This is a genomic window from Streptomyces sp. NPDC053427 (assembly GCF_044544985.1).
GTDB lineage: Bacteria > Actinomycetota > Actinomycetes > Streptomycetales > Streptomycetaceae > Streptomyces.
This window is the reverse complement of the sequence record NZ_JBITYA010000003.1, coordinates 622,070-647,043: the sequence shown is the minus strand read 5'-3', so window position 1 is coordinate 647,043 and position 24,974 is coordinate 622,070. Positions and strand designations below refer to the sequence as shown.

23 protein-coding genes and 4 pseudogenes are annotated in these 24,974 nt (G+C 69.1%); 8 read left to right on the top strand and 19 right to left on the bottom strand.

The features are described from left to right. Positions 1-176 precede the first annotated feature (176 nt). Genes pqqE through pqqA form a run of 5 tightly spaced genes read right to left on the bottom strand, consistent with a single transcriptional unit; the run spans position 177 to position 3,390 of the window. Complete coding sequence (pqqE, locus tag ACIGWZ_RS10985; protein WP_400062989.1) at positions 177-1,322, bottom strand: pyrroloquinoline quinone biosynthesis protein PqqE; 1,146 nt, start codon at positions 1,320-1,322, stop codon at positions 177-179. Further along, positions 1,319-1,579, bottom strand: coding sequence for a pyrroloquinoline quinone biosynthesis peptide chaperone PqqD (gene pqqD / locus ACIGWZ_RS10980; RefSeq protein ID WP_400062987.1), 261 nt, complete (start codon positions 1,577-1,579; stop codon positions 1,319-1,321). The genes pqqE and pqqD overlap by 4 nt, the downstream gene beginning before the upstream one ends. After that, entirely contained in the window at positions 1,576-2,304 is a 729-nt protein-coding gene (pqqC, locus tag ACIGWZ_RS10975; RefSeq protein ID WP_400062986.1) for a pyrroloquinoline-quinone synthase PqqC, read from the bottom strand. The genes pqqD and pqqC overlap by 4 nt, the downstream gene beginning before the upstream one ends. Next, a complete protein-coding gene (gene pqqB / locus ACIGWZ_RS10970) occupies positions 2,301-3,224 on the bottom strand; it encodes a pyrroloquinoline quinone biosynthesis protein PqqB (protein WP_400062984.1) in 924 nt (307 codons plus the stop codon). Before pqqB ends, pqqC begins: the two co-directional genes overlap by 4 nt. 10 nt (positions 3,225-3,234) lie before the next feature. Then, positions 3,235-3,390, bottom strand: a complete 156-nt coding sequence (pqqA, locus tag ACIGWZ_RS10965; RefSeq protein ID WP_400062983.1) for a pyrroloquinoline quinone precursor peptide PqqA — start codon at positions 3,388-3,390, stop codon at positions 3,235-3,237. A gap of 750 nt (positions 3,391-4,140) precedes the next feature. On the opposite strand from pqqA, the gene ACIGWZ_RS10960 reads away from it, so the two are divergent. The 3 genes from ACIGWZ_RS10960 (at position 4,141) to ACIGWZ_RS10950 (ending at position 6,547) form a co-directional block, all read left to right on the top strand. Beyond that, positions 4,141-5,241 carry a PQQ-dependent sugar dehydrogenase gene (locus ACIGWZ_RS10960; RefSeq protein WP_400062982.1) on the top strand — a complete coding sequence of 367 codons (1,101 nt, stop codon included), beginning with the start codon at positions 4,141-4,143 and terminating at the stop codon, positions 5,239-5,241. Positions 5,242-5,415: 174 nt separating this feature from the next. Continuing rightward, on the top strand, positions 5,416-6,207 hold the full coding sequence (locus tag ACIGWZ_RS10955; protein WP_400062980.1) for an alpha-ketoglutarate-dependent dioxygenase AlkB family protein: 792 nt from the start codon (positions 5,416-5,418) through the stop codon (positions 6,205-6,207). A gap of 115 nt (positions 6,208-6,322) precedes the next feature. After that, entirely contained in the window at positions 6,323-6,547 is a 225-nt protein-coding gene (locus tag ACIGWZ_RS10950; protein ID WP_400062978.1) for a DUF2277 domain-containing protein, read from the top strand. Between the two features lie 26 nt (positions 6,548-6,573). Here ACIGWZ_RS10950 and ACIGWZ_RS10945 read toward each other — a convergent pair whose 3' ends face one another. Further along, positions 6,574-7,335 (bottom strand): endonuclease/exonuclease/phosphatase family protein, encoded by a 762-nt coding sequence (locus ACIGWZ_RS10945; protein WP_400062977.1) that lies wholly within the window; start codon positions 7,333-7,335, stop codon positions 6,574-6,576. A gap of 398 nt (positions 7,336-7,733) precedes the next feature. Next, positions 7,734-8,351, bottom strand: a complete 618-nt coding sequence (locus ACIGWZ_RS10940) for a flavin reductase family protein (protein WP_400062975.1) — start codon at positions 8,349-8,351, stop codon at positions 7,734-7,736. A gap of 79 nt (positions 8,352-8,430) precedes the next feature. Here ACIGWZ_RS10940 and ACIGWZ_RS10935 point away from each other — a divergent pair, with 79 nt between their 5' ends. Further along, entirely contained in the window at positions 8,431-9,582 is a 1,152-nt protein-coding gene (locus tag ACIGWZ_RS10935; RefSeq protein WP_400062973.1) for a recombinase family protein, read from the top strand. Here ACIGWZ_RS10935 and ACIGWZ_RS10930 read toward each other — a convergent pair. Beyond that, complete coding sequence (locus tag ACIGWZ_RS10930; RefSeq protein ID WP_400062971.1) at positions 9,518-10,702, bottom strand: transposase; 1,185 nt, start codon at positions 10,700-10,702, stop codon at positions 9,518-9,520. The two genes, ACIGWZ_RS10935 and ACIGWZ_RS10930, sit on opposite strands and share 65 nt — an antisense overlap. Before the next feature lie 581 nt (positions 10,703-11,283). Between ACIGWZ_RS10930 and ACIGWZ_RS10925 the strand changes: the two genes are divergently transcribed. Together ACIGWZ_RS10925 and ACIGWZ_RS10920 are read left to right on the top strand one after the other, a co-directional pair. After that, positions 11,284-12,399 (top strand): DNA cytosine methyltransferase, encoded by a 1,116-nt coding sequence (locus ACIGWZ_RS10925; RefSeq protein ID WP_400063286.1) that lies wholly within the window; start codon positions 11,284-11,286, stop codon positions 12,397-12,399. After that, a complete protein-coding gene (locus ACIGWZ_RS10920) occupies positions 12,399-13,520 on the top strand; it encodes a DnaB-like helicase N-terminal domain-containing protein (protein WP_400062969.1) in 1,122 nt (373 codons plus the stop codon). Before ACIGWZ_RS10925 ends, ACIGWZ_RS10920 begins: the two co-directional genes overlap by 1 nt. 146 nt (positions 13,521-13,666) lie before the next feature. Here the strand turns inward: ACIGWZ_RS10920 and ACIGWZ_RS10915 are convergent, their stop codons facing one another. The 7 genes and pseudogenes from ACIGWZ_RS10915 to ACIGWZ_RS10885 all read right to left on the bottom strand — a co-directional run bounded on the left by ACIGWZ_RS10915 (position 13,667) and on the right by ACIGWZ_RS10885 (position 19,553). After that, positions 13,667-14,101, bottom strand: a complete 435-nt coding sequence (locus ACIGWZ_RS10915; RefSeq protein ID WP_400062967.1) for an NUDIX domain-containing protein — start codon at positions 14,099-14,101, stop codon at positions 13,667-13,669. A 38-nt stretch (positions 14,102-14,139) separates the two neighbouring features. Beyond that, entirely contained in the window at positions 14,140-14,931 is a 792-nt protein-coding gene (locus tag ACIGWZ_RS10910) for an SDR family NAD(P)-dependent oxidoreductase (RefSeq protein WP_400062965.1), read from the bottom strand. Beyond that, the gene (locus ACIGWZ_RS10905) at positions 14,928-16,040 is read right to left on the bottom strand and encodes a hypothetical protein (protein WP_400062963.1); all 1,113 of its coding nucleotides are present in this window, start codon (positions 16,038-16,040) and stop codon (positions 14,928-14,930) included. The genes ACIGWZ_RS10910 and ACIGWZ_RS10905 overlap by 4 nt, the downstream gene beginning before the upstream one ends. Next, positions 16,037-16,321, bottom strand: a complete 285-nt coding sequence (locus ACIGWZ_RS10900; protein WP_400062961.1) for a hypothetical protein — start codon at positions 16,319-16,321, stop codon at positions 16,037-16,039. The genes ACIGWZ_RS10905 and ACIGWZ_RS10900 overlap by 4 nt, the downstream gene beginning before the upstream one ends. A 368-nt stretch (positions 16,322-16,689) precedes the next feature. Then, positions 16,690-17,664: pseudogene (locus ACIGWZ_RS10895) on the bottom strand (cytochrome P450); the annotation flags it as partial. A 288-nt stretch (positions 17,665-17,952) separates the two neighbouring features. Then, positions 17,953-19,329, bottom strand: a pseudogene (locus tag ACIGWZ_RS10890) (NAD(P)/FAD-dependent oxidoreductase); the annotation flags it as partial. Continuing rightward, a complete protein-coding gene (locus tag ACIGWZ_RS10885; protein ID WP_400062959.1) occupies positions 19,326-19,553 on the bottom strand; it encodes a ferredoxin in 228 nt (75 codons plus the stop codon). The pseudogene ACIGWZ_RS10890 and the gene ACIGWZ_RS10885, both read right to left, overlap by 4 nt. A gap of 694 nt (positions 19,554-20,247) precedes the next feature. Here ACIGWZ_RS10885 and ACIGWZ_RS10880 point away from each other — a divergent pair. Further along, positions 20,248-20,805 (top strand): GNAT family N-acetyltransferase, encoded by a 558-nt coding sequence (locus tag ACIGWZ_RS10880; RefSeq protein WP_400062957.1) that lies wholly within the window; start codon positions 20,248-20,250, stop codon positions 20,803-20,805. Positions 20,806-20,982: 177 nt separating this feature from the next. Here the strand turns inward: ACIGWZ_RS10880 and ACIGWZ_RS10875 are convergent. The 4 genes and pseudogenes from ACIGWZ_RS10875 to ACIGWZ_RS10860 form a co-directional block, all read right to left on the bottom strand. Next, positions 20,983-21,927: pseudogene (locus tag ACIGWZ_RS10875) on the bottom strand (cytochrome P450); the annotation flags it as partial. An 884-nt stretch (positions 21,928-22,811) separates the two neighbouring features. Then, positions 22,812-23,036, bottom strand: coding sequence for a hypothetical protein (locus ACIGWZ_RS10870; RefSeq protein WP_400062955.1), 225 nt, complete (start codon positions 23,034-23,036; stop codon positions 22,812-22,814). 44 nt (positions 23,037-23,080) lie between these two features. Then, the gene (locus tag ACIGWZ_RS10865) at positions 23,081-23,506 is read right to left on the bottom strand and encodes a hypothetical protein (RefSeq protein WP_400062953.1); all 426 of its coding nucleotides are present in this window, start codon (positions 23,504-23,506) and stop codon (positions 23,081-23,083) included. A 400-nt stretch (positions 23,507-23,906) separates the two neighbouring features. Further along, positions 23,907-24,047, bottom strand: a pseudogene (locus ACIGWZ_RS10860) (flavin reductase family protein); the annotation flags it as partial. A 79-nt stretch (positions 24,048-24,126) separates the two neighbouring features. Here ACIGWZ_RS10860 and ACIGWZ_RS10855 point away from each other — a divergent pair. Further along, entirely contained in the window at positions 24,127-24,852 is a 726-nt protein-coding gene (locus tag ACIGWZ_RS10855) for a recombinase family protein (protein WP_400062952.1), read from the top strand. Positions 24,853-24,974: the final 122 nt, after the last annotated feature.

Below are 24,974 nucleotides of genomic sequence, written 5' to 3'. Positions count from 1 at the left end.
TGACGGCCGCGCAAATGCCGGTGGGTTCGGTGACGGCCGCGTATGTGTCGGCGTAACCGGACTATCGCGCGAGCTGGTTGATGCCGTCCTGGTGCACTCTCGCCGGGCGGTGTCTCTCTCGCCGGGCGGCGCCCTGGCCGTCCGGCCGTGGTGGCCTTGGCTACGGCGCCGGGCCCTCACCCTGTTCCGTTCGGGGTCGGCGAGGCGCGCCGGGCGGGCGTGCGCGGCCGGCCGACTCCGCGTCCCCGGGTGGCCGGATCGGACGGGGCGTCCACCAGGTCGCGGAGGAGATGGTGGTCCGGGGAGAGCCGGCATGCGGGGTCGGTGGCCGCGGCGTCGCCGGTGAGCGCGAACGCCTGGCAGCGGCAGCCGCCGAAGTCCGTTGTGCGCAGATCGCAGCTGCGGCACGGCTCGCGCATCCACTCGGTGCCCCGGTAGCGGGCGAACGCCTGCGAGTGGTTCCAGATCCATTCCAGGTCATGGTCGCGGACGTTGGGCGCGTCGAGCCTCGGGATGGCCGCGGCCGCGGGGCAGGGCAGGACCGTACCGTCGGGCGTGACGGTGAGCGAGATGGCTCCCCAGCCTCCCATGCAGGGCTTGGCCTGGCCGTCGAAGTAGTCCGGCACGACCCAGACCACCTCGATCCGGTCGGCGGCCAGCTCGGCACGTCGGCGTCGTACGGTCCGCGCCGCTTCGGCGAGCTGACTGCGGGAGGGAAGCAGCGCGTCGCGGTTGCGCAATGCCCAGCCGTAGAACTGTGTGTTGGCGAGTTCGATGCGGTCCGCGCCCCAGGCGGGCGCGAGGTCGATGAGTGCGTCCAGGGCGTCGAGGTTGTGGCGGTGCAGGACCACGTTGAGGCCGAGGGGCAGTCCGGCGGCCCGGACGAGTGCGGCGGCCCGTTCCTTGTCGGCGAAGGAGCGGCGGCCGGCGATCAGGTCGGAGGCGGTGGGGTCGGCGTGCTGGACGGACAGCTGCACGCTGCGCAGCCCGGCGTCGGCCAGCCGGTCGAGCCGCGCCCGGCCGAGGCCGACGCCGCTGGTGACGAGCTGGGTATGGATCCCTGCACCGTCGGCGGCCGCGACGATCGCCGCCAGGTCCGGGCGCAGCAGCGGCTCACCACCGGACAGATGCGCGCTGACCACCCCGAGGTCGGCGGCCTGGCGAAACACCGCCAGCCACTGCGAGGTCGTCAACTCTGCTGACTTGCTGGCGAGTTCGACGGGATTGGAGCAATACGAGCAATGCAGCGGGCAGCCGTGGGTGAGCTCGGCGAGCAGTGCCCAAGGGCGGTCCGGCGGGGAGGAAGCAAGGGAGGTGGTCATCGCAGCCAGCCCTCCTCCCGCATCCGGTCGAGAAAGTCCGGCACCTCGTCCGCTACCGGCGCACCGGGATAGCGACAGGCCAACTCCGCAACAATGTCGGGCACTTCATGCTCTCCGTCGCACCATCGCAGCACGGTGCCCGCGCTTCCCTCCAGCACCACGACACGCTCGGGCAGCAGGAGCAGATCGCCTCCGCGCACCCGGTCGTACCGAAGATGGACGGCGGGAGCGAGTACGGGCCGCCAGCGCCCCGTCACCGCCGCGCTCCCGATGGCCACTCCCCCAGTTCGACCGCGTCCAGCAGCGCCCACAGCACCTGGCACTTGAAGGTCAGCGCGGCGACCGCCAGCTCCTGTTCGCTTTCCGTACGTGCCCAGTCCAGGACCAGTGCCAGCGCTTCCTTGCTGTCCCGCCGGCCCTGGCTCCGGCGGCCGCGGAAGTACGCCAGGCCCGCGGCATCGATCCAGCGGTAGTGCCGCTCGAAGGCATCGATCCTGGTGCGCATGATGTCCGGGGCGGACAGTTCGGTGAGCGAGGCGGCGACCGCCTCCAGCGGGGAGCGCAGCCGGCAGAAATTGACGTAGCCGTCCACGGCGAGCCGTACGCCCGGCAGCACCCCGGTCTCGTCCATCAGCAGCCCCCGGTCGAGTCCGGCCGCCTCACCGAGCCGCAGCCAGCGCTCGATGCCGCCTTCTCCCGGCTGCCGTCCGTCGTGGTCCTCGATCCGGCGCAGCCACATTCGGCGAAGCTCCGGTGTGCCCAGCTTCGCGGTGATCAGGGCGTCTTTGACGGGGATGTGGCGCTGGTAATGGAAGCGGTTGCGGATCCAGCGACGCAGCTCGTCCGGCGTCAACTCGCCTTGGTGCATACGGATGTTGAAGGGATGTCGGTCGTGGTAGCTGTCGCGGGCCACGGCTCGTAGCCGCTCCTCGAACGGCATGGTCGACGGCGTGGTCGGCCGCTCCTCGAACGGCATGGTCATAGGGCGATCTCCATCCCTTCCGCGGCCACCGCGAGCCCCATTTCGGCCAGCCGCTTGTGCTGTGGCGCGTCGGGGTCGACGAGGGGGTTGGTGTTGTTGAGGTGGGTGTAGAAGCAACGGGTGGCGAGCGGGGCGAGGCGCGTGGCGGTGCCGTCGGGTCCGTCGATGGGCAGATGCCCCATGCCGGTGGCCGTACGGGAGGAGAATCCGCTGCGGCGCGGTTCCTCGTCGTCCCAGAAGGTGCCGTCGATCAGAACGCAGTCGGCTCCGACGAGCGCCTCCTGGAACGCGTCGGGCCAAGCGGCGAGGGCGGGCGCGTAGACGACGGTGCCGCCGGTGCGGCGGTCATGGAGGCGGAGGGCGATCACCCAGGGGTCGGCGTGCGGGGGCGCGCCGGGACCGGCCGCCGTGCCGCTCCCGTTGACCGCGTACCGGGGCCGCTTGCCCGAGACCGGTAGGGCGCTGATCTCGACATCGGATCCGTCACACAGCGGCATCGGCCGAGAACCCAATTCCCGCCATACGAGTTCGGCGTACGGCGTGAGGAGGTCGTCCAGGTGGGCCCGGTCGCCCAACGCGGCGCGGACCGGGGCGGTGGCCAGCAGCTCGATGCGATCGGCCTCGCGGAGCCGGGCGATGCCGAGGGTGTGGTCGAGTTCGGCGTCGGTGAGCACCAGGCCCGCAACGGGCGTCCGGCGTCTTTGGGGGCCCGGGTGCAGGGCCGGGGTGTCCTCTATCTGGGCGGCGAGGTCGGGGGTGGCATTGACCAGATACCAGTGCTCGTCGTCGGCTCGTACGGCGAGCGAGGCGTGACTGCGGCGCCGAGCGGGATGGGCGCGCGCCCCGGAACACCCGGGGCACGCGCAGTTCCACTGGGGCACGCCGCCACCCGCCGCGGTGCCCAGCACCTGTAGCAGCATGGCGGGGCGGTCAGCGGGCGGTCAGGGAATAGGCGGTGACCTCGAGGGCGGCTTCGATCACCGTGTAGTCCGGCGTCTGCCAGGCGGTCTGCTCACCGTTCGGGGCGGCCAGGGGGTGCTGGGGGCCCTCGGGGGTGCGGGGGCCCTGTTCCGTGGCGTCGCTCATGCGGAGCCAGCCTTTCGTGGATGTCCGTGATGGGAGGTCGGGAACAGAGAGGGGAGAGGGCGAGCAGGGGGCATGGGGATCGTGCGGGGCATGCGGATCGTGGCGGGCATGGGGGCGTTTGCCGCCGGTCATCGCTCAACTGCCGCCCACCGGGGCCCAACTGCCCCGTGAGGGCGGGACCACATCGCTCTTGCTCGCACTGCGGGGGCTCTCACTCGTGCTGCGGGGCAAGGGACCGCGGTCCGCTCGCCAACGGTCCCAGTGGGCGCCGGCCGTCGGCGGTTCATCGACCACGTTGCGTTGTGTCGCCTCGTGTTGCTTTGCAGAATCCTCAGGCGCGGGGTCCGGGTCAATGGGGCAGAACCAAAAAAGCTCCTACCTATGCCACTACAGCGGTTCGCCCCCGGGACTCCCCCGCCCACAATTCCCCTGCTCACCGCGGATGCCCGTCAAGCGCACAGCCGGGACAAAAGATCTTCGGTGCGCAACTCCCGTCGGCGGAACCCGAGATACCTCCCTTCTCCCACCCTTGACCGGCCTCCTCGAGCGCAGTACTTTCCCGCCATCGGAGAGACAGACAGGAAACTTTCCTATCAGCTTCCGCCTCAGCCTTCCTACCAGCTCCCCCACCAACTTCCCAGCAGCCTCGCTCTCCTCTCAGCCATCCGCTATCAGCCCGGCGCCGCTGATGCCTGCCCCGACGGAACGCCTCGTCACGCCTTCTGGCCCCTTCCGACCGGAGGACCCCCCATGCGCATCCGCACCACCGCCGCACGTCACGCCGCGCTCGCCGTGGCCGCCGCTTCCGCCCTCGCCGCCGGACTTCTCGTCGCGGGCGCGGGCACGGGTGGCGCCAGCACTGGAGCCGCCGGCGCCGCCTCCGTACCCGGCACCCCCAAGACCGTCTCGGCGGGCTGGTCCATCCCCTGGGGCCTGAGCTGGCTCCCCGACGGATCCGCCCTGATCACCGAACGCGACTCGTTCACCGTCTCCACCCTCACCCAGGACGGCACGAAGAAGCAGGTCGGCAAGGTCCCCGACGTTGTCACCACGGGCGGCGAGGGCGGGCTGCTGAGCATCGCCGTATCGCCGTCCTGGAAGACCGACCACTACGTGTACCTGATGCATACGGCCACGGAGGGCAACCGCATCGCCCGGATGACCTTCGACGGCAGCAAGCTCAGCGACTACAAGGTGCTGGTCGACGGCATCAAGAAGAACAAGTACCACAACGGCGGGCGCATCAAATTCGGCCCGGACGGATTTCTCTACGCCACCACGGGCGAGGCACAGACCCCCGATCTGGCGCAGGACAAGAAGTCGCTGAACGGCAAGATCCTGCGCATGACGCCCGACGGCAAGCCGGCCCCCGGCAACCCGTTCCACTCCCTGGTCTACTCCTACGGCCACCGCAACCCGCAGGGCATCACCTGGGACGCTCGAGGGCGCCTGTGGGAAGGCGAGTTGGGAGACAGCAAGTACGACGAGCTGAATCTCATCGAGCCCGGCAGGAACTACGGCTGGCCGCGATGCGAGGGCAACTGCTCCACCGACGGCATGACCAACCCGAAGCGCCAGTGGCCGGTCGAGGAGGCCTCGCCCAGCGCGGTCGCGTACGCCGACGGGGCGATCTACATGGCGGCGCTGCGCGGCGAACGCCTGTGGCGCATTCCGGTCGACGGCACCACCACGGGCACCCCCAAGGCGTACTACACCAACGACTACGGGCGGCTGCGTACGGTCGAGTCCGTGCCCGGCAAGAACTCCCTGTGGCTGACGACGACGAATGCGGACAACAACGGCGACGGCGGGGAAGGCTCCGACAAGGTGTTCCAGATCGACCTGAAGTAGCGCGGCCGGTCGCCGTGGCTCCCGGTGGATGGCGCAATATGACCGACGGCCGCCGTCCACCGGCCGCCCCGCCTCCGTGGCGCACCTCCCCGTGGCACGCTGAAGAGAGCGGCAATGGGGCGCCGGCCGGGCAGCCGGCGGGCGGGCGAGACAACGAGGCAGGTCGAGGAGCACATGAGTACGCCACTTCCCGGCTTCGAGGACTTTGAAGGCTTCGAGGGCCTCGCGGGACCCGGAGCACTCATCGGACCTTCGGGCCCGGCCGGACGCCCCGGCGAGGGGACACCCGAGGCCGCCCACGCCTCACCCTCGCCCGACCAGGAACGACCGCCCCGCCGGGTACTCGCCCCCGGCGCCGTCCACGTCCCCGGCTGGCTGAGCCTGGACCGGCAGCGCGAGCTGGTCGCCGCGTGCCGCGAGTGGGCGCGTGGGCCGGCGCCGATCCGGCACACCAAACTCCCCCGGGGCGGCGTGATGTCCGTCCAGACGGTGTGCATCGGCTGGCACTGGCAGCCGTACGCGTATACCCGTACCGCCGACGACGTCAATGGCGCCCGAGTCGCCGAATTCCCGTACTGGATGGTCGAGTTGGGGCGTCGGGCACTGGTTGACGCGTACCAGGACGCGACCGCGGGCGACGACTACACCCCCGACACCGCACTGATCAATTTCTATGACGCCGAGGCGAAGCTCGGCATGCACCAGGACAAGGAAGAGCGCTCCGGCGCGCCGGTCGTCTCCCTCAGCATCGGCGACACCTGCGTCTTCCGGTTCGGCAATACGGAGACGCGTACCAAGCCGTACACCGACATCGAGCTGGCCTCCGGGGACCTGTTCGTCTTCGGCGGGCCGTCGCGGTTCGCGTACCACGGGGTGCCCAAGGTCCGGCCGGGCACCTGCGACCCGGCGTCCGGCCTGGCCGGCGGCCGCCTGAACATCACCATGCGGGTCACCGGGCTCAGCTGAACCGCGCCCGCGGCCCGCATCTGGTTGTCCGCATCCGGGTATCCGCAGCCGCGGCCGGCATCCGGGTATCGGCGTCCGCGATCCCTCTCTGCGGGCCAGGGGGCAGACTGGACTCATGTGCCGCAGCATCAAGACCCTCCGCCCGCCCGTCACGCCCGAGGTCACCGACGAGGACATCCGGGCCGCGGCCTTGCAGTACGTCCGCAAGGTCTCCGGCTTCCGCGCGCCCGCCGCACACAACCGTGAGGTGTTCGAGAACGCGGTGGACGCCGTGGCCGCCGCGACGCAGGACCTCCTCGACCACCTCCAGATCCGTGGCTCGGCCGCCCACCAGCGCTGAGTACCCGGCTCAGGGACCGGGCCGGCTCACCAATCCAGCAACGCCTGGACCGGAAGGTGATCGCTCGGGAACTGACCGTGCTCGGAGAACGTATTGATCGTGGCGCGCCGCGTCCGCACGGCCGGCGAGGTGAGAATCCAGTCGATCCGGTCCCCGTCCGGCACCAGCGGCCGGTACCCATGAAACGTCGCATACTGCGCGCTGCGCTCCTCGGCCGAATCCCAGCTGTCGACGAGCGCCCCGCCACCAAGCATCGCCTCGTACACGGGATTCTTGTGCGCCGCGACATTGAAGTCGCCCGTCACGATCCGGGGCACTGCGGGGTCGAGCGCCCGCAGCCGCTCGACGATCAGCGCGGCGGACCGTTCCCTCGAGTACTGATGCGCATGGTCGAGGTGAGTGTTCCACGCGTAGAACTCGCCCCCCTCCCGCACGTCCCGGAACCGGACCCACGTCACCATCCGAATGACCGTGTTCCCCCAGGTAGCCGACCCGATCACATACGGCGTGTCGGACAGCCAGAAATGGTCGTACTCCACCGGCTCGAGCCGCCGCGCCTCATAGAAAATCGCCGCGAACTCATCCCGGCTTCCGCCGCCCCGCCCCGTCCCCACCCAGTCGTACCGCGGACCAAGATCCTCCGCGATGTCGCGCAGCTGCCCGTAGAGCCCCTCCTGGGTCCCGAGCAGCTGCGGGGCCTCGCGCCGCAGCAGCGACCGCATCACGGGGCGTCGCTCGGCCCATGAATGCGGCCGGGTATCGGAGGCGTACCGCAGGTTGAAGGTCATCACCCGCAGTCCCCGCCCCCGGTCGGCGGCGGCATGCGCGGGCTCGGCCCCGTACGCCACCGCCGGTACGGCAATCGCCCCCGCCGCGGCCGCCCGCAAGGCGGAACGCCGACTGAACGCCGCCGCCACGGGAGGCAAGGCAGTCGCGGTCACCGACTCGGACTCCGTCACGCACTCGACCGAGCGATCGGTATCGGACTCGTACCCGGACTCGGACTCGGACTCCAGCGCTGGCGCTGACTCGGACCCCAGAGACTCACGGACGGGAACAAGGTCGTTCACAGCGACTCCATTCGCCCTGTGCGCCGGCCGACACCGACACCCTCACCGCAGAGTCTCGAACACCTCCATGAGCCGGAAGCACCCCCGAAAAGAACCGACGGAAAACCCTCCCCCGCTCACCGCTGCCCGGCGGGCCCCTGCCACTCCGCATACCGGATACGGGAGATCTCCCGCACGTCCGTGACGGTGCCCCACTCGTCCTTCCCCAGCCGCGACAACGGCTGGAGCCTGGAAATCTCGGGATGCCCGTCCACCAGCACCTCGTCCGACACGGCCGCATGCATCACCCGCCCGAACACGACCGTGGAGTCCCCGATCCCCAGCGTGCTGTGCACCTCGCACTCCAGCGCCACGGGCGAGTCCGCCACCCGCGGCGGCTTCACCCGCAGACTCGGCTCGGAAGCGATCCCCGCCGCCTCGAACTCACTCACCCCACGCGGAAAGTCCGTACCGCTGTCATTGATCTGCCGATCCAGCCCCGCCGAAGCAAAACTCACCACGAACTGCCCAGTGGCCTCGATGTTCCGCAGCGTGTCCTTCCGCCCGACGGAACTGAACTGCACCACGGGCGGCGCCACGCTGGCGATGCTGAAGAAGGAGTGCGGGGCCAGGTTCGCCGTCCCGTCGGCGGAAATGGTCGACACCCATGCGATGGGCCGCGGCACGACCACCGCGGTCAGGAGCTTGTAGAACTCGTTGCGGGACATCTCAGCGGGATCAAAGTCAATGCGCATGGTGATCAGTATCCACACCGGCAGCCGCGGACCGTACAGCCGATCCACGGCACCACCAAACCCCAGAGTTCCTCGGAAAATGCCCGATATCGGGAGACACCGAGCACCAGAAGCCGACACCGAGCCAACAGCAGCCCCCACTGTCTGGGAGGACTTCGAGGTCCCCGCCCACGCCCGCAGCGGACAAGTCACCGTCAACCTCCATGACCGCCTGGCGGCCTACGCCCCCAAACGCCCTGGCGCCTACCTGCGCATCTCCTCCGACCGCTTCGGCCTCGAAGCCGGTGTCGACCGCCAGCTCGAAGACGCAGAAGACACCCGCTCCCGACTGCGCTGGGGCTCCTTCACCAAGATTTACCGGGAGAACGACACCTCGGCCTTCAAGAAGCGCAAGGTCATCAAGCCCGACGGCTCCATCGACTGGATCGTCCTGCGCCCCGAGTTCCGCCAGCTCCTGGCCGATCTCGCCAACGGTGTCATCGACGGCGTGATCTTCTACGACCTCGACCGGCTCGTCCGCCAGCCCCGGGACCTCGAAGACCTCATCGACATCGTCGAATACGTCAAGCGCCCGGTCACCGGCGCCACCGGCGGCCGCATGAACCTCATCAACGACAGCGACCGCCACATGACCCGCATGATGTGCGTGATGGCACTCAAGTCCTCCGAGGACACCGCCCGCCGCATCGCCCGCCAACACCTCTCCGCCGCCCAGAACGGACTCGCCCAAGGCCGCATCGCCTACGGCTGGGTCCGCAAAGGCGAGCGCAAGGGCCAGCTTGTCCCGGACGAGGCCGACGTGGTCGTGCGGATCTTCCACGACTTCATGTCGGGGGAATCGGCCTACAGCATCGCCAGGGCCTTCAACGCCGAAGGGATCCAGCCTCCTGCCGCCCGCACCTGGTCGTCCACGATGGTCGCCAAGATGCTCCGCAATCCGCGCTACGCGGGCATGGTCTCCTACGCGGGGAAACATCGTGTCCAAGCCGCTACCGCCGGGGACGGCTGGTCACTGGTCCTCTTCGATGACGAGGGACGCCCTGGCTTCGCTCACGTTCAGCGACAGCGATTGTCGACGAGTTTCAACAGCGGTTGGCGGTCGGCGGGCTCGCGGATGTTCACGAGAAATGGTTCTGGCTCAGCTTCCGTGCAGCGGCCACTCTCCGTCAGGCGAGGAGGACTCGTTTCCGGAGAAGTTGGAACCCTGCGCGGCCGAACATCTGGCGCTTGAGCATCTTGATCCGGTTGACATGCCCTTCGACTACGCCCGAATTCCAAGGCAGAGTGAGGCCGGCGATGACGGCGTGGCGGTCTCGGTCGATGCCCGCGGCGAGGGTGTGGAGGCTGGGCAGGTTGTCCTGCCGGACGGCGTCGAGCCAGTCCGGCAGACGCTCGCCCTGGCGCTCGGTGAGCATGGACGCGAAGGACCGGACGTGTCGGGTCAGAGCGTCGAGTTCGGGGCAATGCGTCCGGACGGACTTGAGCTGGAGCTGCTCGGCCTCGGTGAGGGTGTCTGGGTGCCGGAGGATCCATCCGGCGACGGAGCGGGGCGAGGGCGGTCGGGCGGTCACCGGCCGTGGTGAGGTTCGCTTCTCGCGTAGGTAGGCGCGGACGCGCTGGTAGCTGCCCTTGTAGCCGAGCGGCACGATCTCCTCCCAGAGCTTCCACGCATTGGTGAAGCCCTCGTTCCAGCGGTCGTCCAGGTAGGGCTTGTAGTCGTCGAGAACCGAGGACCGGTTCTGCCACTGGCCGGTGAACAGGTCCTCCGGCGCCGCGGCGTCGGCGAACCGTTTGACGGTGTGCCAGGCCATGCCGAGCTGCCGCTGGACCGACCGCCGGCTGTGTCCTGCCTCCAGCAGGGCGTGGACGGCTGCGTGCCGGGCCCGGGTGCGGTCGGCAAAGCGGTGGCCTGTCGGCCATGGCGAGGACGAGTCCGCGGCCGGAGCGGTCTCGGGTTCAGGCCGGGAAGTCGGGGGCGCCAGGACACGCAGGCAGCGGCGGTGCTGAGCGACACTCCGCTCGGCGGCCTCGCTCAGGTTGTGCCAGAGATGCCACCGGTCCGCGACCTGGACCGCCTGCGGCGCTCCGGCGGCGGCGCCTTCGGCGAAGAACGGCGCGCGGTCCCGGCAGACAACCTCAACACCAGGTCGTTGGGCGAGCCAGGCGGCCAGGCTGGATGCCTCCCGGTCCGGGAGCAGATCGATCGGCCGGCGGGTTTCGACGTCCACCAGCACGGTGCCGTAGTGGCGGCCCTTGCGGGTGGCGTACTCATCGACACCGACCACCCGCGGCGCTGACACTTCCGGCTCGGGAAGCGCGTTGACCAGGCGCAAGACCGTGCTCCGGCTCACGGAAACGCCGAGGACGAAAGCCAGCCGGGCGCCAGCTCGGCCGGCCAGGGCAAGACCGACTGCGGCCAGGGCGGAGCGCAGTCGTTCCGTGCGCTGGCCGTACCTGCGGGTCAGGCCGGAAGAAGCGCCTCGAACAATGCGATACCGAACTCGCCGACCTCAAGGCGTTCAAGCAACTCGCGCTGTCCCGGATAGCCGCCCAGCAGCATGAGATCGAGCGTCTGCGCGAGCAGACCACGGCCGACACGAAGATAACAACGCTTCCCCGGCGCCCAGTTACCGGTGCTATCGGCTCATGCAGCTGACATTTCCACCGCCCCGACCTCACGGAGGTGACCTTCATCACGAGAGCCGCACATACCTGCAGTCGAAAGCGACACGATGACAAGACCCGACACCACACCCCCAACCGCCGCTCAAAGCGACACCGGGCCGAGGGACACAGGCTCTGCCGACAGAAGGGGCCGGGCGGCTGGAGCAGGGCACTGGGCGTCCTCGGTGTGCGCGACGTCGGCCTGGAATGGGATGAGTGGGCTTGCAAAACTCGTACCGCAGCTGGCCAGTTGACGATCCGGACCGACGTGGCGATGTATCCGACGTGGCCCTTCATCGGCCGGACGCGCGGGCTGATCGCCTCCCCGCCGTGCCAGGCATGGTCGATGGCAGGCAAACGCCTCGGGCTGATCGACCAGCCCCTGGTCCACCAGGCGGTCGCAGACCTCGCCTCCGGACGGGACTCCCGCGAACGCCTCCTGAACGCCTGCCGGGACGAGCGCAGTTTGCTCGCGGCCGAACCCATGCGCTATTTGCACGCCCTCAACTCCGTAGGCCGGCCCGAGTGGGTGGCCATGGAGGAGGTCCCCGACGTGCTGCCTCTGTGGCGCCAGTACGCCGCGGTGCTGCGCCGCTGGGGATTCTCCGTGTGGACCGGAATCCTCAACGCCGCGGACTACGGGGTGCCCCAGACGAGGAGGAGGGCAATCCTGCTCGCCTCCCGCGTCCGCACCGCCCAGCCGCCCCCGCCAACCCATGCCAAATCCGAAGAGCCCGAGGGGCTGTTCGGGCCTGCCCGCACTCGTTGGGTCAGCATGGCGCAGGCCCTGGGCTGGGGAGCGACCGACCGGCCAGTGCCCACCGTCTGCGCCGGCGGCGGACCGGGCGGCGGCGCCGAGCCCTTCCCCTCCGGCTCCCGGAAGGCACTGTCCACCGCCCGAGACCGCGGCACCTGGACACCCCACCCGGACACCGCGCTCCAGCACTCCGGCCAGGAAGGAACCAAGCCTGCCGACCGGCACAGCGCCCAGGACGAACAGCCAGCGGACCGTTGCCTGCCGGAGCCTGACTGGTCGTGGTCCTTGCGGAGCAACAACCAGGCCCACGCCACCGTCCGGCCCCTGTCCGAGCCTGCGGGAACGCTGTTCTTCGGGCACCGCTCAAACGAGTGCACCTGGGTCGCCGAGCCCGCCGCCCAGCCTGCCGGCGACGCGGTATCGCCCGCTGTCCCGGCGCCCATCCGGATCACCGCCCAGGAGGCGGGAGTGCTGCAAACCTTTCCCGCCGGCTACCCCTGGGCCGGGAACAAGGGCCAGCAGTTCTCGCAGATCGGCAACGCCGTGCCCCCGTTGCTCGCCGGCCACCTCCTCGCCCCGCACCTCGGCGTCCCCCTCAACCCCGACGACTTCACCCTCGCCGCCTGATGCCCCGCACCCCCGAGCCCGACGAGGTCGACCTCGACACGATCCCGGCTCCGCACCCGGTGTTCCACGTCGAGCAGGCCCTCCTCGGCGCCCTCCTCCTCGACCCACACCGTCTCGGCGACCTGACCGGAATCTCCGCCGACTCGTTCTCCACCGCCGCGCACGCTGCCCTGTTCGCCGCGATCAGCACACTGCCCCCGCCCGACCCGGCCGAGCACGCGACGAACACTCACTGGCTCGACCAGGTGCTCGCCACGGGGCGTGAACAGACACGCGGACTGACCGCCCCTTACCTGCACGCCCTGATCCAGGTGTGCCCCTGGCCCCGCCACGCGCCGGCCTACGCGCGGATGGTCGAGGCAGAGCACGCCCGTCGCCTCCTGCGGGCCGCCGCCGAGCATCTCGTCCTGACCGCTCACGATGCCTCGCTCCCCCACCCCGTCCAGACGGTGCTCGACGAGGTCGACGCGCTCGCCGCGGTCGTGGACGACATCGCAGCCCGATTCCCGCCGCGCGCCGGCGTCTTGCCCCGCACCCCGGCACCGCCGCCGACCACCGCGCCCGACCACGCCGAAGCGGCCGAGGAGGAGCAACTGTTGCTCGCAACCGCCACCACCCGCCCCACGGACGTCGAGTCCGTGCGTTGGCTGCTCCCCGGGGACTTCACTCGGCCCCTGCACGCCGGCCTGTGGCGGTGCCTGACCGCCCTCGCCCGCCGCAACGAGCCCGCCGACCCCGTCACCGTCCTGTGGGAAGCCCAGCAGCGCGGTCTGCTGGATCACGGCAGCGACCCAGGCGACGTGCTCCGCCTTCTCGCCGAACCGGCCGGTTCCGTCGAGCACTGGGGCGAACGCACCCTGCAGCGCTCCCTCCTGGCCATCGCCGATCACGCCGGGCGCCGTATCGGGGCGTACGCCGACGACCCGGCGAACACACCGTTCCAGCTCGTCGTCGGCGCGCGCCGATCTCTCGCCGACATCGGCGCCATCCGCACCCGCTGGCAGCAAGCCACCACCGGGCGGATCCCGCCGCAGCGCCCGCGCCTTGCGGCCACCGCCCGAGCCGGTCCGCCGACCACCACGGCCGCCCGCAGCGCCCACGCCGCGCGAGCACCCCGATAGCGCTCCGCATATACCGGTGGCCGGACCCGAAGGTCCGGCCACCGGTATAAGAGACGACACCAACGTGACCATCGCACTCCCCATCGACGCCCACGTCCGCCTCGGTGCAGGCCACCGTGCTCGGTGTGATCCGTCTACAAAGATGGCTACAGCGCGGTGAGCAGGTCGCCGCGTTCGAGGGCCGCGCGCAGCACGTGGGTGATCTCCTCGGGCAGCAGGTTCACGTCGGCGAGGGCTTCGGTGGTGAGGGGGATCTCGTCGAGGAAGTACTCGCCGCGGTCGTCCCGCTGGAACTCGGGGCCGGTCTTGTCGTCGAAGTTCCACCGCTTGATGCGCGCGACGTAGAAGTACTCGGGTTCACCCTTGGGATTCTCCAGCTGGTGGAGCAGGTGCACGATCTCGGCCTCGCCTGCGATCTCCTCGCGGACCTCGCGCAGGAGCGCGTCCTCGCGAGTGGCGTCGCTGTCCTCGACGCCGCCGCCGACGATCACCCAGTAGGGGGCGATGCCCGGGCGGATGCGCTTCATCAAGAGCATGGTGTTGTCCGGGGTGATCAGGATGGCGCGGACGCGCTGCTTCATCGGGTCGGTCTCCTTCGTGGTTCGGTAGTGCGAGGTGGTCAGTGCAGCAGCCAGCCGCCGTCAATGTGCAACGACTGGCCTGTGATGAACGATGCGGAGGGGGCGGCGAGGAAGGCGATGGCAGCGGCGACGTCGTCGGGCTGGCCTCGGCGGGGGACGCATTGGCGGGCGATCTGGTCTTCGGGGCGTGCACGGTGGTGAGCGGGCAGGGTGTTCTCGGCGTCGACCTGGATGGCTCCCGGCAGGACAGTGTTCACGCAGATGCCGTGGGGGCCAAGTTCCCTGGCCAAGGAGCGGGTGAGGCCAAGGAGTCCAGCCTTGGCGGTGCTGTAGGCGGTCAGTCCGGGACGTCCTGCGCGGGCGTTGACGCTGGAGACGTTGATGATGCAGCCCCACTGGCGGCCGATCATGGCTGAGGTGACGGCGTGGCTCATCCGGTAGTGGATGGTCAGATTGATGTCGAGCGCGCGGCTCCAAGCACTTTCGTCGGTCTCTTCCCATGTCATCCGCGGGTAGGCGCCGGCGTTGTTGATCAGGATGTCCACCGGACCTACTTCGCTGACCACTTGACTGGCCATCAGTTCGGCTCCGTCAGGGGTGGTGAGGTCGGCGCTCACCTCGATCCCGTCTGCCCCGAGCCGGCGGACCTCGTCGAGGGCGCTGCGAGCCTGGTCGATCTGGGCGTAGTGGCCGATGGCGATGGTGGCGCCGGCGCTGGCGAGTGCGCGGGCGGTGGCCGCGCCGATCCCGGTCGCGGCGCCGGTGACGAGCGCGACGCGGCCCTGCAGGGGGCGGGCTGTCAGGGGCGGGGCGAGGAGGGGGGTGGTCATGGGTTCTCCACAGTCAGGAGGTCATCGAACGGGTCGGTGTGTGTGAAGGGGGTGGGGTCTGTCAGGTGCTGGGCTTGGGCGAGCTTGGCCATCAGGAGGAGCAGGTCGACGGGGGTGAGCAGATGGGGCGGGACGACGCCGAGGATGCGGAGGGTGAGGAAGGGGCCGAGGGCATGGAGCTGGCGGCCCGAGGGCAGGCCCGCGGCGGTGCCGAGGTCGGCGGTGATGCGGGCGAGGAGTCGTGTAAGGGCCGTGTGACGGCCGGTGCCGACGGGCCAGGTGTGGTGCAGATCCAATCGCCGTTGCCGCGTGGATAGTTCGGTGTGCTCGATGGTGGGCGTGGCGGCCTGGGGCAGGTGAAGGGGCAGGGTCCGGTGGTAGACGTCGCGCTGGTAGGTGGGTACGAGCCAGCCGCCGAGGGCGAGGAGGTACCACAGGAGGTTGGCGATCTCGCCGGCGAGGGTGTTGCGTCCGGCATGCTCGAAGTCCAGCCAGCAGGCGCCTGCGGCACTTGCGGCGATGTTGGGCTCGGTCGGGTCACCCTGGGTGATGGCACAGGCCCACTGTCCGTCGGGCTGAAGTGCGCCGCGCGCGGCGTTGATCGCGGCGGGCACGTCCAGGAGGAACGGAGTGTCGTTGACGGTAGCGGTGTAGCCCGTGAGCGCCCAGAGGGGAGTCCGCTGACCGGTGCGGGTGTCGGTGACGGTGAGGCTGAGATCCTGGTACCAGGTGTCGAGACGCCCGCCGGGGCGGATGCGGTCGGCGTAGAGGGCGGGCACGCAAGCCGACAGGGCCGTGGTGCGGCCGGACGTCGTGGCTGCGGCGATCAGGTCGTCGCAGATGGCGTCGATCAAGCCTGCGACGTCTTCGGTAGGGGTGTGGCCGTGGTCGGCAAGGGCGATGAGGTCGCCCAGCAGGAGCTGGCAGCGGCCGGAGGCGAAGACGTTCTCGTAGGTGATGACGTCGCATTCCGCGTCCAGTCGGCTGCGCTGGAGGAGCTCGGGGACCTCGAATTGGGCGGCGATCTGGCGCCAGCCGAGTTCTTCGAGGTCCGCCTTCGCGGTGGGGAGGGTCTTGCAGAAGGGCCCGGCTGTGGTGGCGGTGTTCATGCGATCGCCTCGACGGCCGGCATGGTGGTCATCCAGCGCTCCAGGACGAGCTGGGCGAGGACCTGGGCGTCGGCACGGTCGGTGCGTGCCTTGCGCACCAGGCCATCGTGCTGCTCAGCCTCCGCGGGCGCGAGGGCTACCAGCGCGTCGGTGTCATCAGCCTGTTCGGTGCCGTCGAAGCGGAGAAGGACCTTGGCCAGCAGAGCGGTCACCTTGAACAGGGCTCGCAGGTCCGGTGCGCCCTTGAGGAGCTGGCGGCGGACCTCGACGGCTGCCTGCACTCCCGCTTCAAGGCTCCCGGCGACATCGTCGGCGAGCGGCGGTGCGGGGATCGTCAGGCCCGGGCGGGAAGCCGAGACGGACCAAGATCCGGACCATTTCCGGACCAGACCCCTCCAGCGAGCCGCACCAACTGCTGTTTCCCCTGGTCAGCTTGGGTGCAACTGCTGTACCACCAACAGACGAAGAACCTGCTGTCAGGGCCCATCAGGGAACACAGCTCGACGTCAGCCGTTGCTGGGACTCTCTGACCTGGGCTAACGTCCGCCGAACCGATACCACTCTCCTCAGAACTCCGCAGGTGCGAGGTTGTGCGTCCCGTCCGCCGAAGTCGTGGACACCCAGGCACCAACTGCCCTCGGCTGCCGCGTCAAGCGTCACCCTGCTCGATGTCCAGATGGATCGGACCGCGAAGAACGGGGCTGGGCCGGTACGGCGGCGGGTCGGCGACCAGCCTGGGGCGGTCGAGCCGGCGTACCAACTCGGTCAGCGCGATCTGGGTTTCCCGCCGGGCCAGCGGGCCGCCGAAACACAGGTGGATTCCACTGCCGAACCCCAGGTGCTGGTTGTCCTGCCGATCCGGGTCGAAGCGGTCCGGATCGTGGAAGCGCTTCGGGTCACGGCTGCCCGAGGCCAGCATGAGCATGATCTGCGAGCCCTGGGGGATGACGGTGTCGGCGACGGTGACGTCGCTGTACGCCGTCCGCCAGGGAATGATGTGCACGGGGGGCTCGTAGCGCAGCAGTTCCTCGACCAGCGGCACGACGAGGTCCGGTTCGTCGTGCAGTCGCTGCAGCACCTGCGGGTGGCGCAGCAGCGTCAGCATGCCGTTGGTGATGAGGTTGACGACGGTCTCATGGCCGGCGATGAGGAGCAGTCTGGCGGTGGCGACGATTTCGGCGTCGGCCATCCGACCGTCGGGCCCGTCGTCGTTGGCCAGGCGTGACAGCAGGCCGTCTCCCGGCCGGCCGTGGCGCTGTTCCACCAACTCGCCGAGGCACTGGCGCAAGTCCTTGCGGGCCTGTACGCCCTTGTCCAGTTTCTCCTTCGGGTCGGTCTCGGGGTGGTAGTCGATCGAGTTCATGATGTCGTGCACCCAGAGGTGGAACCTCGGCTCGTCCTGGCGTGGCACGCCGAGCAAGTGACAGGTCACGGTTAGGGGGAACCGGAACGCGAAATCGTCGACGACGTCGATCTGCTCCTTGCCTGCCAAATCGTCGATGAGGCTGCCGGCGGTGGCGGTCAGGAAGCCTTCAAGTCCGGTCACCAGCCCAGGGGTGTGCGGGGGGCCGAAGTGACGCATCGCCATACGCCGCAGGCGATCGTGCTCGGGCGAGTCCATGTGGATGAACGACGACGTGGCCCCTTCCTCGGGTGGAGGCGGCGGACGCGACAGATTGCGCAGGTCGGAACTCAGATGCGGGTCGTTCAGTACATCCGTGATCTCGCGATAGGTGCTGATGACGTAGCTGCCGTCCTCCTGCCGAGCCACCGGCGTCTTGCGCAACTCGGCATACAGCGGGTAGGGGTCAGCCCGGGCGGAGTAGTCGAAGATCCGTTGCAGCGTGCCGGGCGTCCCGGTCGTGGGCGTCCCGGACGTGGTCGTCTGGCCCTCCTCCTGCCGGTGCTGCTGCACGGCCGTGACACGGCGCTCACCCGGGCCTTGGCCTGTGACGAGCGCCGTGGCGCCCTGCGCGAGCAGGGCGAGGCCGGGCAAGTCGACGGGCACCGGCTTCATGTCGGCCGGCTGGTCCGGCGTGGGGCAGGGGGGCGGGAACGGTGCGGCCGCCTCGATCAACCGTCGGTAGTGGTCCAGCCACTTACCGTTGTTGAAGCCCACGGCAGCGGTGACGCGGCCCCGATAGCCATATGCGGTGACGAAACGGTGGTCGGCCAGCGATCCCTGGGTGACGACCACCTCGTCGGCGAAGGTCGGTACGCCGACGGACTTGATGTTGACACCGAACTGGATCGACCAGAACAGCGGGATGGACAGGTGGGGCCGGCGGTCCGCCTGGGCACTGACCATGTTATGTGCCGCGACCTCTGCTTGCTCCACGGCGTTGGCCCAGTGCTCCTGTGAGATGAGCCGGTGTTCGTAGATGGGGTTCGGGCAACGTGCCACGTCTCCCGCGGCGAAGACGTCGTCGGTGGCGCGGCCATTGATGTCGAGGGCGCGGCAGCCCGAGTCGCAGGTGATTCCCCACACGCCCGCCGCCAGTCCCGACTCCCGCAGCCACTCGGTGTTGCGGATGCTCCCGAGTGCCACCACCGCCACATCGGCCTCGACCGTGCTGCAGTCGTCGAAGTGAGCACGGCGAAACCGTCCCTGCGCGTCGCCCTCCAGCCGGGCGACCTTGACACCGCACCGCAGGTCGACACCGTGAGCGCGCTGCATGTCGGCCGCAACCTCGCCGATCATGGCGCCGAGCGCCCCGACCAGCGGGGCCGGCGCGAGTTCGGCGACGGTCACCGGGATGTCCCTCTCGCGGCAGACGGAGGCGATCTCGGAGCCGGTGAATCCCGCACCGATGACCAGCACACGGGAGGGCCCGGTGGCGAGGGCTCGCTGCAGGCTCTCGGCATGCTCGCGTGTACGCACGACAAACACCCCGTCCAGGGCCGCCTCGGGCTCGACGAACCACGGCCGGGCCCGTACCCCGGTAGAGATCAGCACCCGGTCGAAGGGAACCTCGCGTCCGTCGGCGAGACGCACGTGGTGCGTCGCGAGGTCCAGCCCGCTGGCGGGCACGCCCAGCAGCCACTCCGCGTCGATGTCGCGACGGCGGGGCAAAGTGGTGCCTCCGGCTGGCACCCACCCGGTCAGTACTTGCTTGGACAGGGGAGGCCGATCGTAGGGCTCGCCCAACTCGTCACCGATCATGGTCAACGATCCGGTGAAACCCTCGTCGCGCAGAGCCTCCGCGGCCCTCAACCCCGCCAGCGAAGCACCGACGACCACGATGCGGCCATCGCGCTTGAACGCACGCAGGTTGTCGGCACTGGTCATGACGGCGACGCCTCCGCCGGCGCCTGCCGCGCCTCCAGCCGGTCGACCAGGATCGCCTGGACCGGACAGGCCGCCACGGCGCGTAGCACCTGGTCGCGCTGGGCGTCGTCGGGGTTCGGGGCGTACATGAGCGCTTCCTCACCGTGCATCCGGAACACCTCCGGAGCCAGGAACGCGCACTGCGCATACCCCTCACATCGGGAAAGATCAACGACGACTTTCACCCCGACCTCCACAGGGAGTGGGAGCTGCAGACCCTCAAACCGGCGCCACTCCGGCACGCAACGAGGGAGGATCCGGCCGCTGCCCACCCCTGCGAACTGCGACGGGGCGCATCGCGCTCGCCGGATCTCCATGTCTCCATGGAAGGAATTGGTCATCGCGGTTAAGGCGATCGGCGCCTGACTAGGAACGTATCGCGGGTTGCGGCTGCATTTTGGTTGCGCAAGCGACGCTCTTTTAGATTGCCGTTTCGACGGAAACCGTGTGGCACGGTGCGTCGGAATACCGTCCCAGAATCAGCCTAACAGCGGCCCCGATACCGGCGAGTCCGATGGCCCGGGAGGCAAACGCCTGATCTCCAACGTTGACATCAACGACGCTGGACAGCGGCGTACCTTGGTCGAGCACCGGCGTACGCGGCACGGCAGCGAGAAGCCGCGTCTGCAGACGTCGGACGAATTCCTGAAGCAGTGACCGGCGGCAGCCCGACGCCCTTCGCGTGCCCACTCGGTCCGAAGAGCAGTGGCGCGGCAGCACCGGCACGCCCCTCGCTGACGCAGTCGGACGTGCGCCCGCTGCGCGACCCCGCTGCTCCGGACGAGGGCGACGATCAGCGGTGAGACGGAGCACGGGGGGCAACATCTGCCTCGGCGTGCCTGTCGGCCTCGCGCGCACAGCAGCGTGATCAAATAGGGCATGGCATCGCCCTGGACCGGTAATCGGGTACGCCTGCGCGCTGTCGAGCCCGACGACTGGACGGAGTTCGCGCGTTTCGCCGACGATGACGGGCAGCGAAGGGGCCGGCTGGATCTGCCGCGGTCCGCCGAGAGCTACCGCGCCTGGGCGAAGGAGCAGGCCGTTGCCGAGTGCGATGACGACCACTTCCGGTTGGCGGTCGAAGCGACAGCCACGGGAGAGCTGGTCGGTACAGTCGGCTCATATCACACCGGCCCTCGCTCAGGCTGGTTCGAGTGCGATATCACCATCGGCGCCGACCACCGGCACAAGGGCTACGGGACGGAAGCCGTGGTGCTGCTGCTGCGCTTCATGTTCGCCGAGCGGCGCTCTCACAAATGCCTGGCGGCGGTTTTGGCCCACAACCGGGCATCGCTGGCGCTTTTTCGTGGGCTCGGCTTCACCGAGGAGGGGTGCTTGCGGGAACACGTTTTCTTCGCCGGCCAGCACCACGACCTCGTCATGATGGGCATGCTCGTCAACGAGTTCGACCGGCGACACACGATGAGCGAACCATGAGCCGGTGATCCGAGCGCGTGTGGAACGGCACTCGGACGTGATCGACGTTCGTTGTTCGCGGGCGGAGGCGGCCTGCCACCGAAAGCAGGACCGTCCTAAGCCGCGCAAGGTGGCACGCAGGTGCAGGCCGGCGGTTGCGAGACCTTCGAAGGTGGTGACCCGGTAGCCGGGTTCCGAGCCGGGCGGCTCGCTCAAGTGGTAGAGGCGGGCGGTCTGCGCGGTCATGAGCGTGAGCATGGCCATGGCAAGAGAGGCGCCCTCGCAACCGTGCGGCCCGGTACCGAAGGCTAGGAAGACCCCGGGTTTCGCCGGCGAGCCCGAATCGTCGAGCCAGCGTTCGGGCCGGAACCGGTCCGGCTCGGGGTGTTCCCGTGTGTCGCGGTGGGCGGTGTAGGGGCAGACGAGAACGGTGGACCCGGCGTCGATGGTGTAGTCGGCGAGCTGAGTCTGCCGCGTGGCGCGCCGGGTGAGCAGCCAGCTCGGGGGGTGCAGTCGGAGCACTTCGCGTACCAGCGCCTGGGTGTATTGCAGGTTGTCGAGGTGGGCGCTGGTCGTCGTGGCCGGGTCGGCGGGCAGCAGGGCGGCTTCGGCCGCGACGCGGTCCGCGGCCTGGGGGTATCGGGCCAGGTGGAGCAGGATCCATCCGGCTGCCCGGGAGGGTGTCTCGAAGGTGGCGACGGTGATTCCGGGGAGGGTGTCGAGGACGGCTTCTTCCGACAGCGGGCCGTAGCGGGAGGAGGGCCGGAGCATCTGTCCCAGCACGTCGTCACCGAGCCGGCCCGATGAACGGCGTCGGCGGACGACGGGCCGCAAAGCGTTGGTGAAGGCGACTTGCCGCCGTGTGCGGAACCGCCGTGCCGGTGTGGGGATCCAGCGCGGCCACACCCAGCGCGAGGGGCGTACGAGCACCTCCCGGGCCACGAAGAGCTGCCAGGCGAAGGGCAGCAGGGCGGGAGCGTCTTCGGAGAAGAGGTAGCGCACGCCGATCTCTGCCAGGACGGGCCGGACCAGCGGCAGAATCTCGACGTCGCGGCCCGTGGGCCACTGGTCGGCAAATCGAGCGGTCCCGGACGCGATCTCACCGACACGGGCCGCAACCGCCTGCGGGCGCAGTCCGCGCATGCGGGCGGCGCGAGCGTGCGCACGCTCCTCGGGCGTCGGCGCTCCGCCGGCCCGCTTCAACGGCGGGAAGAGGGGCGAGGACGGCTTGGGGAAGTCCTGCGCGCGGCGCAGGACCGCTTCACACACCCCGGCCGAAGCGGCTACGTAGACACCCGGCTCCAGCTGCCAGACGTCCCCGCACTCGTCAGCGCCACGGCGCGCCAGCGCCAGCCGGTCGCGGCTCCAAGCCGCGAAGCTGCCCTCGGGCGGCCGTGGCGGCTCATTCACTCGGCCCATGGGATCGCCCCCGACTTCTCGTACCGGTCAGGGCGATATCGTCGGCAGCGCGGCCAGGAGCCGGCGGGAACCTGGGGGCGCCCGCCGACCGTGTGGTCACACCCTGTCGTCGCCGGTGTGCGTGCCCCAGTCGTGGGCCCCGTACGCACCATAGTTACGGGTGAAGGACAACTTGGCGAGCAGCTTGGCGATCATGGGGCACTCCTCTCGCTTGCCTTCAGCGCCATGTGCCGTACATTCATTTGTGCCGTACATTCATTTTTTCTCACACATGGCACGTATGTCGCATTTTAGAGCATTGGCGGCATGCGTGGATGCATGGCGCATGCTTGCGGGCCGGGCCCGCAGCCGGCCAACGTCGCCCCGGTGCCGGCGGTCGATGCCGCCCCCGGCCGCGAGGTGCGGCGGCGCCGGGCACCTCAAGACCGGCGGCACCAACGCCCCGAAGGAACGGAACGGCTTTCGCGCGAACCAGTCAGCGGAACCGAGCACGTCGCGAACAGCGCTCCCCTACGGCCCGGGTCACCACTGCGCACTCTCGCAGAGGCCGCTGGCCAACTACACCTCGGGCCTACGCTCGAAAATGGTGAAATGGACCTGACCTGGTGTCAGGTGAGCGTGTACTCCTCGTCGTCACCCACCGGGTCGAAGCACAGATGGAGCTGAGTGCTGGGCTGAGGGCCGGCGTAGGTGCCGGCGAGTCCGCCTCCCGCTGTCTGCTCTTCGCGGGCGTCGACGACTTCGTCTGCCTTATGGCCGCCGCCTCGCCAGGACAGCCCCCCTTGGTCTTTGACGGTGATGCGGACCGCTTCGACGTCACTACCGATGGACACCTGTCGCTTCTCGACTGCCGGCCTGTTTTTGATCGTCCCCGTCTTCATCCCAGCCTTTTGGGTTTCTTCGGAAGCTGGTCTCCTAGGCCGGGTCCGGTGGTGCGCCATTCGCGGCCCAGTGCGGCGTCACCGACGAAACCTCTGGTCCATTCGGTGAGGAATTTCCGGCCCTTGTCTCTGTCGGCGTTGCCCGCCAGTTCGAAAGCTTCCGTGTTGGTCTCCTGGTGCATCATCCCGTCGATGGTCGCCCAGGGTTCGTTGTAGCCGTCGAGGGTGGTGTCCAGCTGAGCGTAGTAGCCCACCGCGTCGTAGCTTCTGGCCCATACGGTCTGTGCGCGATCCCGGGGGTTGAGGGTGTAGGGGTGGAAGTACTCCGGCCATTCCGTCCCGGGGGATACCGTGTTCACGCCCTCGTACGCGTACTTCGCGCCGGCCCATTCGGCCGCTCCTTCGGCGATCCAGTCCGCCATGAGATCGCACTTCCGTACGTCGACCTCCTTCAGTTCACGGCAGTGTGTCCACGTGCCGGCCGTGACGCACTCGAAGGCCCGGCGTTGCCTACTGTCTGCTACAACGGGCGCCCTCGCGGTCGGCCGGCTCATGGCCGTCCAAGAGCGAGGCCGACCAGGCCTCCGGCCCCTCTCACACCCTCCGGCAATGTCTGACACGAGCGAACGACTGCACAGCCGCCTCCATCCGGCGCCCCATTTTCCTCCTACTGGCTTGTGGGCAGGCAGGTCTCGGAACGAGGCGAAGAAAAGGAGCCTGCGTCCAAGTCGAGAATGGTGCCAGCGCTTCAACTCCGACGCCAGACATTGCCGGAGCTCTCTGACCTGGATTAACGTCCCATGCCCCGTACCACTTTCCTCAGAACTTCGCAGGGGCAAGGTTCGCCGTCCCGTCGGCGGAAATGGTCGACACCCAGGCAATGGGCCGCGGCACGACCACCGCGGTCAGGAGCTTGTAGAACTCGTTGCGGGACATCTCAGCGGGATCAAAGTCAATGCGCATGGTGATCAGTATCCACACCGGCAGCCGCGGACCGTACAGCCGATCCACGGCACCACCAAACCCCTGAGTTCGGCGGAAAGTGCCCGGTATCGGGAGCCACCGAGCACCAGGAGCCGACACCGAGCCAACAGCAGCAACCACTGTCTGGGAGGACTTCGAGGTCCCCGCCCACGCCCGCAGCGGACAAGTCACCGTCAACCTCCATGACCGCCTGGCGGCCTACGCCCCCAAACGCCCTGGCGCCTACCTGCGCATCTCCTCCGACCGCTTCGGCCTCGAAGCCGGTGTCGACCGCCAGCTCGAAGACGCGGAAGACACCCGCGCCCGACTGCGCTGGGGCTCCTTCGCCAAGGTATACCGGGAGAACGACACCTCAGCCTTCAAGAAGCGCAAGGTCATCAAGCCCGACGGCTCCATCGACTGGATCGTCCTGCGCCCCGAATTCCGCCAGCTGCTGGCTGACCTGGCCAACGGTGTCATCGACGGCGTGATCTTCTACGATCTCGACCGGCTCGTCCGCCAGCCCCGGGATCTCGAAGACCTCATCGACATCGTCGAATACGTCAAGCGCCCGGTCACCGGCGCCACCGGCGGCCGCATGAACCTCATCAACGACAGCGACCGCCACATGACCCGCACGATGTGCGTGATGGCACTCAAGTCCTCCGAGGACACCGCCCGCCGCATCGCCCGCCAACACCTCTCCGCCGCCCAGAACGGACTCGCCCAAGGCCGCATCGCCTACGGCTGGGTCCGCAAAGGCGACAACAAGGGCCAACTGGTACTGGAGGAGGCGCGGGCATGATCTCCTACGCCGGCAGGCATCGAGGAACTGGCCGACGTCTTCTTGTACTTGGCGGCCCTCACCGAGATGAATGGCATTGACTTGGGCCATGAGCTTGCTCGGAAGATCGAGAAGAACGTCCG

Coding starts and splice junctions, on each gene's coding strand:
- ACIGWZ_RS10960 (WP_400062982.1), top strand. CDS start 4,141: ATGCGCATCCGCACCACCGCCGCACGTCACGCCGCGCTCGCCGTGGCC.
- ACIGWZ_RS10920 (WP_400062969.1), top strand. CDS start 12,399: ATGCCCCGCACCCCCGAGCCCGACGAGGTCGACCTCGACACGATCCCG.
- ACIGWZ_RS10935 (WP_400062973.1), top strand. CDS start 8,431: ATGCCCGATATCGGGAGACACCGAGCACCAGAAGCCGACACCGAGCCA.
- ACIGWZ_RS10915 (WP_400062967.1), bottom strand. CDS start 14,101: ATGAAGCAGCGCGTCCGCGCCATCCTGATCACCCCGGACAACACCATG.
- pqqA (WP_400062983.1), bottom strand. CDS start 3,390: ATGAGCGACGCCACGGAACAGGGCCCCCGCACCCCCGAGGGCCCCCAG.
- ACIGWZ_RS10905 (WP_400062963.1), bottom strand. CDS start 16,040: ATGAACACCGCCACCACAGCCGGGCCCTTCTGCAAGACCCTCCCCACC.
- pqqC (WP_400062986.1), bottom strand. CDS start 2,304: ATGACCATGCCGTTCGAGGAGCGGCCGACCACGCCGTCGACCATGCCG.
- ACIGWZ_RS10945 (WP_400062977.1), bottom strand. CDS start 7,335: ATGACCTTCAACCTGCGGTACGCCTCCGATACCCGGCCGCATTCATGG.
- pqqB (WP_400062984.1), bottom strand. CDS start 3,224: ATGCTGCTACAGGTGCTGGGCACCGCGGCGGGTGGCGGCGTGCCCCAG.
- ACIGWZ_RS10865 (WP_400062953.1), bottom strand. CDS start 23,506: ATGGCGGACTGGATCGCCGAAGGAGCGGCCGAATGGGCCGGCGCGAAG.
- ACIGWZ_RS10940 (WP_400062975.1), bottom strand. CDS start 8,351: ATGCGCATTGACTTTGATCCCGCTGAGATGTCCCGCAACGAGTTCTAC.
- ACIGWZ_RS10955 (WP_400062980.1), top strand. CDS start 5,416: ATGAGTACGCCACTTCCCGGCTTCGAGGACTTTGAAGGCTTCGAGGGC.
- ACIGWZ_RS10950 (WP_400062978.1), top strand. CDS start 6,323: ATGTGCCGCAGCATCAAGACCCTCCGCCCGCCCGTCACGCCCGAGGTC.
- ACIGWZ_RS10910 (WP_400062965.1), bottom strand. CDS start 14,931: ATGACCACCCCCCTCCTCGCCCCGCCCCTGACAGCCCGCCCCCTGCAG.
- pqqE (WP_400062989.1), bottom strand. CDS start 1,322: ATGACCACCTCCCTTGCTTCCTCCCCGCCGGACCGCCCTTGGGCACTG.
- ACIGWZ_RS10880 (WP_400062957.1), top strand. CDS start 20,248: ATGGCATCGCCCTGGACCGGTAATCGGGTACGCCTGCGCGCTGTCGAG.